The 11,381-nt window shown below is 44.0% G+C and carries 9 protein-coding genes; 4 read left to right on the forward strand and 5 right to left on the reverse strand.

Annotated elements, in window-relative coordinates; all coding sequences use genetic code 11:
• From VM932_RS16530 to VM932_RS16545, 4 genes are all read right to left on the reverse strand, one after another.
• On the reverse strand, positions 1 to 1,025 hold a 1,025-nt coding region (locus VM932_RS16530), incomplete at its 3' end, for a thrombospondin type 3 repeat-containing protein (protein WP_326280379.1).
• Positions 973 to 3,948 (reverse strand): cadherin repeat domain-containing protein, encoded by a 2,976-nt coding sequence (locus VM932_RS16535; RefSeq protein ID WP_326280381.1) that lies wholly within the window; start codon positions 3,946 to 3,948, stop codon positions 973 to 975. The genes VM932_RS16535 and VM932_RS16530, both read right to left, overlap by 53 nt.
• Positions 3,949 to 3,952: 4 nt before the next feature.
• On the reverse strand, positions 3,953 to 4,396 hold the full coding sequence (locus VM932_RS16540; protein ID WP_326280383.1) for a hypothetical protein: 444 nt from the start codon (positions 4,394 to 4,396) through the stop codon (positions 3,953 to 3,955).
• 327 nt (positions 4,397 to 4,723) lie between these two features.
• Entirely contained in the window at positions 4,724 to 5,320 is a 597-nt protein-coding gene (locus VM932_RS16545) for a Crp/Fnr family transcriptional regulator (protein ID WP_326280385.1), read from the reverse strand.
• Between the two features lie 256 nt (positions 5,321 to 5,576).
• Here VM932_RS16545 and VM932_RS16550 point away from each other — a divergent pair, with 256 nt between their 5' ends.
• Genes VM932_RS16550 through VM932_RS16560 form a run of 3 tightly spaced genes read left to right on the forward strand, consistent with a single transcriptional unit; the run spans position 5,577 to position 8,300 of the window.
• Positions 5,577 to 5,924: a DNA-binding transcriptional response regulator gene (locus VM932_RS16550; RefSeq protein ID WP_326280387.1), complete on the forward strand. Its 348-nt coding sequence runs from the start codon at positions 5,577 to 5,579 to the stop codon at positions 5,922 to 5,924.
• A gap of 5 nt (positions 5,925 to 5,929) precedes the next feature.
• Positions 5,930 to 6,853 (forward strand): hypothetical protein, encoded by a 924-nt coding sequence (locus tag VM932_RS16555; RefSeq protein WP_326280389.1) that lies wholly within the window; start codon positions 5,930 to 5,932, stop codon positions 6,851 to 6,853.
• Positions 6,854 to 6,875: 22 nt separating this feature from the next.
• Positions 6,876 to 8,300 (forward strand): glycosyltransferase family 2 protein, encoded by a 1,425-nt coding sequence (locus VM932_RS16560; protein WP_326280391.1) that lies wholly within the window; start codon positions 6,876 to 6,878, stop codon positions 8,298 to 8,300.
• Here the strand turns inward: VM932_RS16560 and VM932_RS16565 are convergent.
• Entirely contained in the window at positions 8,297 to 9,535 is a 1,239-nt protein-coding gene (locus tag VM932_RS16565) for a YaiO family outer membrane beta-barrel protein (RefSeq protein ID WP_326280393.1), read from the reverse strand. The genes VM932_RS16560 and VM932_RS16565 overlap by 4 nt on opposite strands.
• Positions 9,536 to 10,122: 587 nt before the next feature.
• On the opposite strand from VM932_RS16565, the gene VM932_RS16570 reads away from it, so the two are divergent.
• Positions 10,123 to 11,381 (forward strand): PAS domain S-box protein (locus tag VM932_RS16570; RefSeq protein WP_326280395.1); only part of this gene is annotated, 1,259 nt, incomplete at its 3' end.

Consider the following 11,381-nt stretch of genomic DNA (forward strand, 5'->3'; position numbering starts at 1 on the left):
TGTCCCCATCGGTTATAGACTTTCACCACATTATTTGGATAGTTGTCTATCCCCGGTATGATCCAGGCATCGTTGTTGCCGTCGCCATTTGGTGTAAAGGCCTGTGCCGGCACCAATGAAGGTTCTTCACTTGTTGGGAAAGCATCATTCACATCCGCAACGCCATCATTGTCGTCGTCATCGTCCCTACTGTCGGGAATGCCATCGTCGTCCGTGTCCAATGGGAATCCGGATGCATCCGTAGGATCGGTGCCTTCGGCTTCCTCCACCTCGTCGGAATATCCATCACCATCATTATCTGTATCGGCATTGTCACCGGTTCCATCGCCATCGGTATCGGTATCTTCATTGGTATCGGTGGGGAAGTCATCCCCGTCATCTGGAACCCCATCGTTGTCATCATCGGTATCAACATTGTCCCCTAGGCCGTCCCCGTCTGTATCGGTATCGGTTACGCCGTCATTGTCATCGTCCGTATCGGCATTGTCGCCAACACCATCCCCGTCAATATCGGAATCTTCGTTAGGGTCATTCGGGAAAGCGTCTTCAGAATCCGGAATACCATCGTTGTCGGCATCATCATCGGCATTGTCCCCGGTTCCATCTCCGTCCGTGTCGGCATCCTCGGAATCATCCTTAGGGAAAGTGTCTTCTGAATCAGGGGTGCCGTCGTTGTCATCATCCCCATCGGCATTGTCTCCGGTTCCATCACCATCGGTATCGGTGTCCTCGGAATCATCTTTCGGGAAGGCATCCTCGGAATCAGGGGTACCGTCGTTGTCGTCGTCCCCATCGGCATTGTCCCCCGTACCGTCACCATCGGTATCGGTATCCTCGGAATCATCCTTAGGGAAAGTGTCTTCCGAATCAGGGGTGCCGTCGTTGTCATCGTCCCCATCGGCATTGTCTCCGGTTCCATCACCATCGGTATCGGTGTCCTCGGAATCATCCTTAGGGAAAGTGTCTTCCGAATCAGGGGGTGCCGTCGTTGTCATCGTCCCCATCGGCATTGTCTCCGGTTCCATCACCATCGGTATCGGTGTCCTCTGAACCATCTTTCGGGAAGGCGTCCTCGGAGTCGGGAGTACCGTCGTTGTCATCGTCCCCATCGGCATTGTCGCCCGTACCGTCACCATCGGTATCGGTGTCCTCGGAATCATCTTTCGGGAAGGCGTCCTCGGAGTCGGGAGTACCGTCGTTGTCATCGTCCTCGTCGGCATTGTCGCCCGTACCGTCACCATCGGTATCGGTATCCTCGGAATCATCTTTCGGGAAGGCGTCCTCGGAGTCGGGAGTACCGTCGTTGTCATCGTCCCCATCGGCATTGTCGCCCGTTCCGTCACCATCGGTATCGGTATCCTCGGAATCATCTTTAGGGAAAGCGTCCTCGGAATCAGGGGTTCCGTCGTTGTCATCGTCCTCGTCGGCATTGTCGCCCGTACCGTCTCCATCGGTATCGGTATCCTCGGTGGGGTCTTTCGGGAAGGCGTCCTCATCGTCAGGGGTTCCGTCGTTGTCATCGTCCTCGTCGGCATTGTCGCCCGTTCCGTCACCATCGGTATCGGTGTCCTCATCGGTATCGTTCGGGAAGGCATCTTCATCATCCGGTGTACCATCGTTGTCGTCGTCATCATCGCATACATTACCCATGCCGTCAGAATCCGTGTCGGTTTGATCTGCGTTGGCAACATTGACACAATTGTCAGTAGCATCGTTTATGCCATCACCGTCCTCATCCGTATCATCCAGTATATTGATCGTAAAGATCTTTTCAAAACTATTTCCTTCTGGGTCTTTAGTGGAAATCCTTATCGAGTAGGAAGTTTTAGTCTCATAGTCAAATACCTCGACCGCTTCCAAATTACCTCCATTAATGGTAAAAGAAGCATTGTCCGTATCACCGGATCCGGATACTATGGCATAGTCATGAGTATCACTTACATCTGCATCCGAAGTACTAAAAGACCCTACTACCTGACCGGCAACATTATTTTCTTGGATCGTATTCTGTGAAATAGAAATATCGGTCGGTGGATTACTAACGTTTAAAATTGGGCTGACCGTAAATTTGTAGTACAACCTGCCAAACTGGTTACCTGCTCCCCCATCTGTGGTTCCACTACCGGAACACTGCTTATATACTCGTTGTAAACCAGTTCCCGAAGGATTGCCCGGAGCTTCCTTTAAAACAACATAATAGCTCACATTGGCCACCAACTCCAAATTGGAAGAAAAGGTAAACTGCACCTCGTTTGCCGGAGTATTTGCTGACATGGTAATCGTCTCTGAAGTCCCCAGCAAAGAGTTAAATTTTACACCAGGACTGGCAGAAGCTGGATCATTATCCGTTTCATGTAGTTCAAGAAACAAATCATAGTCATTATTAGGATCGGTATTGTCCAGTTTTAAGGTAACCGTATTTAAAATACCATTTTCCACAGGTGTGATTGTCTGCCATGCTCCGTACCATCCTGTACTACAGTTCCCCGTAGTATCGGATATTTCGGATTCTATGGAACTTGTACCACTTTCATTGGTCAATTCAATATAAAAGTCCTCTGCACCATTTGGAACGGTAATTTCAACGGTCTCAGAATCGATCACATTATATGATGCATTAATTCCGTTAATGGTAACGCCGCTTGTGGTCAAGAGGTTGGCACCTGTTAGGGTCACCGTTTCCTCATAGGCAGCCGTTTCGGGCGTGAAGGAATTTAGTATTGGAGGCGCTTCCTTAGTATGCAGGTCTTCGCTTATAATCTCGGTGAAAACATTGTCCGTTCCATTGAAATACTCGGAAACAAAATAAAAATCGTAATCCGTATATGCAGCAAGTCCCGTTAGATTAAAAACGTGTTCTATATCTGCGGGCATAGCGGCATTTTCAGCAGTTATTACAGATACCCCGTTATAGTCCACACCGGCTTTTATCTGGGCCTCGGTAGGAGCAGTGGATTCATCCGGTACCAATACATAGTACCCCGTTCCTGCCTCTGCCGTGGTTGCCGCATAATCGGCGGATGCATAGGAAATATTATCAAAGGCCCCAATGGCAGCACTTGCCACTCGTGCGATTATTTCATCGATTTCGGGCAAAGTACCGGCCCCGTAATACCAAATTAGCTCATCACTTTCATTAACACCCAAGTCATCGAAACGAACATAAAGGGCATAAGAACCATCCCCAGTTTCAGTTATAAGATTCGTTGTCGGGTCTTGATTAGTGGCATTGTTAAAACTACAGCAGCTATTGATGGTAGAATAAGCCCTATCCGAATTACTGAAAAATAGGATAGCCTCCTCTGAGGTGGATATTTTTATGGCCTTTGCCTGATCTGCCTGATTATCCAGCGCAACGAATTCTTCGTTAATCAAATTTCCGCGGGTTTTTGTCGGACGATCACTACCTCCCACATAATCATCTCGGGTTCCAACCCAAAGCCTAACATTGGATGCAGGGGATCCACTAATATTGGTGATTTTAACCTTTATGCCTATATAGCCTTCGGGTTGCAATAGTTCATAAATGTTTTCTACCAAAAAGGTCTGGCCATTTATGTCGATATTGCCCGATGTTTTTATTTGTCCGTATCCATCCCCTGTGGTGGGGTTGGTTACCGTAAAATTGCTATAATCAAAAGTTTGGTTATTGAATATGGGATTCAGGACCAAAGATCCATCGGTATTCCAATTGTTCGTACCATCGCCTCCTACGGCCCATTGAATATCCAATGGATAGGTGCTGAAGGTCAACTTTCTATAGGTAGACCCATTATAATAAAAAGGCTGTTCCATATTTCCAGCCGAATTAATGGAGTTTTGGCTACCGTTTCCTATTCTTAATCGGTCGTTGTTCAAAATTCTGTTCGTCTGTGCCAACAGATCGGTAGAATTGAAAAGCAATCCAAAAAGTAGAAGAATACCGATTTTTGTAAAATTTGCTTTCATACTGCTATAGTTTGTTGGTTAATACCCAAGAAGAGTTTTGTTTGGTAAAATGAAATTCGGCATTGGAGTTTTTTTCAATACCCCCAATTATTTGTGAGAGATACATACGGACCAAAACCCTGTCCTCCTCTATGTTCAATGTATGGACTTTAATCAAGGGGTAATTCCCAGCACTTTGCAATTGGTTCTTTTGAATGATTTGAACTGGAATACCCTTCACTGTGAAATATTCCGGTACATCTAGGACCACACCATGGTCCAGTAGGTAAATTTTTGATACCTCATCTAGACTTATTTCAGCTTTTCTCCAAAGGATTTCATTCTCAATAGTTTTGGACAATACTTCTTGGGTTGTATTGGCCCTACTGCTCTGTGCCATTAAATCCTGTACATAAACGGAAAACACCAGTATAAGTGCGAGTATTAATTTTTTTGGTTTTAAAATCATAGGGTTAAGGGTTTAAGGGTTAGCCGATACTTTGATATTTCGGCATAAAATTAATTTTGGTTTTAGAAAGGATTTTCCATTTTTTCCTACAAGGGCAATCCGAACATGTACAATTTTTCTTATTTGTCACAGAGGAAACGGCAAGGCTATAGTTATTATTCGATAAAATCGTTCGCCAAATTGATATTTATCAATTTGAGGTCTTTTCCTACAAATAATATGGAAAAATAAAAGGAAATAGCAGCAAATTGGGATTGGAAAGTCCCCCTGCTTTTATAGATGTTCCCTTCATGAAATCCTTTATGGATTGGAAGCTGGGAGTAAGGCTCAGCTTATTTCCTTCATGAGTCTGGAAAGTGTCTCCGGCCTTATGGCGAGATAGGATGCCAAATGCTTTCGGGGAATTCGCTTCACGATCTGGGGCTTCATATATTGCATAAAAAAGGCCAACCGCTTTCGGGCATTCGGAATTCTTGCCAAATAAACCCTGTGTTCGGCCAAAATATAATATTCCTCGAGCAGTATACGGTTAATGTGCCGCATTTCGGGAAAATGGTTCAAACAGTATTTGTAGTCCTCATATTCCAAATAATCGCAATGCGTTTTTTCCAAACTTTCGATGTATTCTTCACTCTTTTGATTTCTAAAAAAGCCGGTAATCGAGGTGAAAACTTCTTCTTCAGTGTCTATCCATGTTGTTATTTGTGAAGAATCACATATAAAATAACCTCTTACCATTCCCTTTTTGATAAAATAAAGTCGGTTGCAAACCTCCCCGGCCTTGCTAATAAGTTCGTTCTTTTCGAAGGAACAGCTTTTTAGATGCTCAACCAGATAATTTTTCAAACTGGGGCTCAAGGGATAGATTGAGTTGAGAAACAATATGATGAATAGATTTTTCTCTGTATTCTTTTTGGGCAACATGTAAGAAATTGGTTTGGTTTTTTGTTTGGATGGCAAAAGTACCATTTACAAAAGGTTTCTGTAGGTCGCGGACCATGTTTTTCAATTTGGTGAACAAATGTTCTAGGTTTAACAAACCTGCCCGCCTTTTGGTATACCGGGAATGGTCCATTGGGAGCTTTTTTTTTACGCTTCTGACCAATTGTGCACCTCAGTTGAATTAGTTGATGATCGAACAGGATACTTTTCTAATTTTGTGCATTCATTTATAGGGTATATGCAAAAAAGAGTTCTAGTGTTACAAGGGGACCTGGTCATGCGGAAAATATTGGAGCGTATGTTCCATACCAAGGGGTACGACTGTCATTGCCTTGCATCGTTGGCTGAATTTAAGGACAAAGATGTCCAGAGCCATTTTCACGTTGTTGTTACCGATTTGCTTTTTCGTGGCATCAGTCCTCAGGAATACGTGTTAAAATTGAACGGGAGCATAAAATATGATAAACTATTTGTCGTTACAATGTTGGGACAGGAAAAGATAAAGAGAAGCATATCGCGACTCACCACCATAGATGGTTATTTTGATTATCCGGTCGACCTAAAAGAAATTGAAGATAAAATCTGAAGCCGATGCCGTTTGGAAATCTGGAGTTTTTCATCAAAATATTCCTACTTTTTTTGGTGGCCAATATTTTGTTGACATTGTGTGCGGCGCAATGGCGCAGGAGCAAAAACCGCAGGAAAAAGTTGATCGAGGCTGTCTTTGCTGATAAGATCAGTGATTTTCTATATCCCCAAACCGGTAAAAAACCAAGTTTCATTGATGTGCAAAGGGCTTTGAGGAAAGTAGGTGTTAGAGAGGAAAGGCCGGAGAACGTGCAGTTTCTGATCCAGTTGATGATCAGGACCCAACAGGCCTTGGGCGGTTCCAACCGCATCCAGTTGAAAAGGCTGTACGGGCAAATACCCCCTTATAGGGCCTCCATTGATAAACTTCGTAAAAGGGATCCATTTCAAAAAGCCCTGGGCATCAAGGAAATTTATGAAATGGACCAAAACCAGTACATAAAGCAAATTGCAGCTTATCGCGACCACAAAAACATTTATTTGAGACGGGAGGCGCAAATAGCCCTGGTGAGTTTTTTGGGGTGGGATAGTCTAAGGTTCCTCCCATACTTAAGTCGTAAAATCAGTCTTTGGCAGCAGATCAAGATCGTGGAAAAATTACATGATGTATGCAGGGAGCCCAAAGTGGAATACCTCCATTTGGCGTACAAGACCAAGAACCCGGATGCCATAGAATTGATAATCAGGATAATCAAAAAATTCTACCTGCTCTCGGAGGTTGATTATGTTTTTTTAAACCTCAAACATCCGAGCTATGAGGTCAGAAAGGCCGCGATTTATTGTTTGCTCAGCCTTAAAGTGAGGGATGGGGCCATTGCGGAGAGATTGGTAAGGGTCATGGATGGGATACCTTCAAAGATACAGCGGAAACAGGTCTTGAAATATTTGGCCAAGGGAGGCCATACCATTCCTACTCTTTCTCTATAGCACTTTAAAACCGGTTATTGTTATGGAAGTATTCATTCTTAAAAATATAGCTGACCATTTTTTTCTCTTTTATGGGGCCTCCTTGGTTTCCGTGTATTTTTTGGGAATCATCTTTGCCAATATCGGGATTATAAAATCCAAGCGAAGAAATACTTTTTTAAGCTCTCGCGGAGTGATCAGTGCGTCCGACCTCCCGCATGTCAGCCTCATCGCCCCGGCCTATAATGAGGGGCTGACCATTATCGACAATGTACTTTCGCTTTTGTTGCTTAAATATCCGTATTATGAACTGATCGTGGTAAACGACGGCAGTGATGACGATAGTCTTGAGAAGCTTATAAAGCGCTTTAAGTTGGTCCCTGTAAAAAACGAGATGCCCCGTGGATCCATTAGGACAGCAACGGTCAGGAACATCTATAAAAGTTCCCTGGCCCACTATAAAAACCTCACTATAGTGGACAAAGAAAACGGCGGACGGTCGGATGCAGTAAATGTCGGGATCAATATTGCCGGATCGGAATTGATTTTGTGCACGGATGCGGACTGTATCATCGAGGAGACGGCCATAATCAAGATGGTCACCCCATTTTTGGAAGTGGAGCAACGGGAAGTGGTAGCCTGTGGTGGGGGAATAGGCATTGCAAATGGTTCGCACATCAAAAATGGGGTGTTGAGAAAACTGAACCTTCCGCCCAACCTTTTGGGAAAGGTACAAGTGGTGGAGTATATGAGGGCATTTCTGTTGGGAAGAATGGCCTGGGGAGAGGTCAATGGCCTGATGTTGGTCTCAGGGGCCTTTGGAATGTATCCTAGACAACGGCTTATGGAAATCGGAGGATTTGACCCCAATACCATAGGCGAGGACCTAGAGCTGTGTGTCCGTTTGAGAAGGCATATGGAAAAACTCAAAGTGCCCTATAAGGTAGTTTACCTGCCATTGACCTTGTGTTGGACAGAAGCACCCGATAACTACAATATTTTTGTTAAACAGCGTGACCGATGGGCACGTGGCTTATGGGAGACCTTGAAAACCCATACAAAACTTATAGGAAACCCAAGGTTTAGGGCCATGGGCACGGTTTTTTTGCCCTATTGGGTCGTTTTTGAATTCGGGGCGCCCATAATTGAGTTTGTTGGATTGGTTTATTTGGCGCTGTCTGCCTTTATGGGTTGGGTCAATTGGAAAGTTGCTCTGGAACTGTTCGCTGTCGTTTATCTTTTGGGCTGCATCATGTCCACAGCTGCTGTATTTATGTATGTGAACAATTTTAACCAATACAACAACTTCAAACATATTTTTAAATTACTGCTCGCAGCCTATCTGGAACCGTTCGTTTTTCATCCGGTCCTGGTATATGCGAGCATTAAGGGTTATTTAAAAATGGTGTTCAACATACAGTCTGGTTGGGGCAAGATGACGCGAAAAGGTTTTGTTACGGCCCCTTAGAACCTAAAGCGATACCCTAAATTCAAAAGCCATTGCCTGCCGTTGGTATCGGAGTTAATTTCTTCGAAGAGCAGGCCTGTATCCAAACGTAGGATATGGTGCGGTCCCAACTGAAAGTTAATCCCGCTTCCTACAAAATAGGCATCCAATCCGGGGTTTTCCTGCACTTGGACAAAAAGCGGGCTCTCATCGGGAGAGATGCCCCTGCTCAACCTGACAAAGACATAATTGTCACTTCCGCTGTAGTAGTACCGTGTATTGAACTGATAGTTTTGAATCGTTCGCTCCATCCTTCTCGGCCCAACGGCAGCTCGAAGGTTCAGGTAAAACTTCCCAACATAATGTGTTAGGCCCAAAATCCCGGTAAAATAGTTTTTTCCGTTGATATTCAGTAGTTTGGCCCCGGTTTCTCCTTCAAATCCATCGATAAAACCATAAAACACCGAAGTACTGGCTTTCACATCCGGGAACAAGGATCCAGAGGAAACCCCCAAGCTGCCAAAAAAGTATAGGTTTTCCGTTATGATCGGATAAATATCCATTTCGTACAGTTGGCCCTTATCGAAACCGCGGTCCGAATGGGTGACCCGCCCCAAAAGGGTCGTCTTCTTGAAATTATGCTGGTATTCAAAAATAAAATTTTGCCAATCCTCCCTGTTGTAGTTTTTTCCAAAGCTGAAATACTGGTAGTTCATGCCAAATTCATCACTGACCGTGGCCCTTAGAATAGTATTCAACTGATATCGCTGCCCACCCTTAAGCCCATCGTTTTCAATGAGCTCCAGTGCAAGTTTTCTGGATTCCCCAAGGGAGTCGTTTTCAAAAAGCAACTGTGCTTTCAAGAGTTTAAGTTCCACCTCTCCCGGGTATATGGCCATAAGGGGATCTAAATGGGCCAATGCTTTTTTATGCTCCATCAACCTCATTTGCCTTATAGCCAGGTCTTTGACGGCATAGTAGTTTGGGGCTTTGCGAAGAAGGTATTGAAGGTCTTCCATGGCTTCCCCTAAACGCTTGAGCCTGTGAAATACCCTTATCCTTAGGATGCGGATATCGTGATAATCCGGGGCAAGATCGAGCCCTTTGTTGGCATAGGCCAAAGACATTTCAAGGTTTTGGGCCTTGTACTGGGAGATGCCCTCCTTTAGCAAAACGTCCGTATTTTTCTCTTTTATGCCCTGGGCTGCACAAATTTGTGATGCACAAAACAGCAATAGCACCCCTATTTTTTTCATGGTTATCATTTGGGAAGCAAAAATATTTAAAAAAGGCTGCATTTTTACATCCTTGGGCTCTTTACCAAAAAATTCCCAAAGAGTTTTGAACGCGCTAAATCAGCTGGCCATTTAAAAGCGGAATTCAATTTGATCCGTTGTTCGATCTAATGGTAAAGAATTTCAATTTGGGCCGATTTCATGGAACTGTGTTCGGTCCAATCATAGTAAAGGGAAACATACCCAATTACTTTAAATATAACAGAGTAAATATTTGTTGATTATTCCACGATTAAGGAAAATAAACCTATTGTCCCCGTCGTTTTCTATAATAAAACGCAAGAAAAAGAGGCGGAAAATTTTAACTTGAAGGGGCCTTGACCGGCCAAACAAGTCATCATTCGATGATGTTTAACAATCAACGAAAATTGTTTTTTTATATAAAAGATCTTCATACTGGTATTGGTATCGCTCTAAGGTGATGATTTAAAATAAATTGGTTGAAAAATGACCGTTTTCACTATATTTTCAGGCTTTAGATATAAACATTTACAAAGAAATATTGTTTATTTTTCCATGGCAAAACAAACTTAACCCACCAAAAGTAAATGAAAGACTATAGCCCATTGTTCCATGATAACCCAAACCCCATTTGGGTCCATGAAATGGATAGCAAGAAAATTTTGGAAGTGAACAAGGCGGCTTTGGACCTCTATGGATATTCCCGAAATGAATTTTTATCGCTCTCATTTCAAGATCTTTTATCCGACGATGGTGACCTGGGTTCATCGGCATTGTTCATTGATTTGGGCACCAAGAAAACAGCTTCGTCTCAAAAGGCAATAGTTTTTGGGAAGATGGGAAATCCCATACAATGTAAATTCTCTTTTCAGAAAGTGTTTTTTCAGGACAGCGATTGTATAATGGTGACTGCCACAAACATTGAAGATGCACAAGCGATGAATTCGGAGGAGCAATCCTTTTCCGATTACTTGCGGGTAAGGGCTTCACAGATTGCTAAACTGGGATATTGGAAACTGGATATAGCTACGGGAACATTACTATGGTCGGACGAAGTTTATCATATTTGGGGTGAGGAAAAGGATAAATTCAATGTCACTTTCGATTCTTTTTATAACAGTATTCATCCAGATGATAGGTTGCTTTTTGATCAAGAGCAAGGGAGTGCTATGGAAGGTATGCAAGAACTCGATTTTGTCCATAGGATAATTCGCGGCGATGGAAAAATCAAGTGGGTTCACGAAAAGGGCAGGTTAATCACGAACAGTAGGGGCAAGCCACTCTCGTTTGAAGGGACCGCCCAGGATATTACGGCACAAATTGAGGAGGAACAGCAGCTAAAACTCTTGGAGAGCGTGGTGACCCACACCAACGATGCCGTTATGATCACCGATTCGGGACCTTTGGAAGAAGAAGGCCCAAAAATAGTTTATGTAAACAGGGCTTTTACCCAAATGACAGGATACACCCCAGAAGAGGTCATTGGCAGGACCCCTGATATGCTGAGAGGTCCAAAGACCGACAGAAATGAATTGGAACGGTTCTACAAAACCTTGACCAAAGGGGAACCCTGCGAGGTCATCATTGCCAATTATCGAAAAAACGGGTCGCCGTTCTGGATCAATATCGCAGCTTCGCCCGTTAAGGACGTCCAAGGTAGGGTCTCCCATTATATCGCCATCCAAAGGGATGTTTCCTCAAAAATAAATGCCCAGATCGAAAGGGATTTTCTCTCCAAGATCAGCACCACCTTCAAGGATAATGAAGATCTGGGCAGTTCCCTTGAACAGGTGTGCAGGCTGGTCACCCACCATGGGGATTTCACTTTTTGCGAGGTCTGGCTGCC

Origin of the sequence: Flagellimonas halotolerans (assembly GCF_035818535.1) — a bacterium.
GTDB lineage: Bacteria > Bacteroidota > Bacteroidia > Flavobacteriales > Flavobacteriaceae > Flagellimonas > Flagellimonas halotolerans.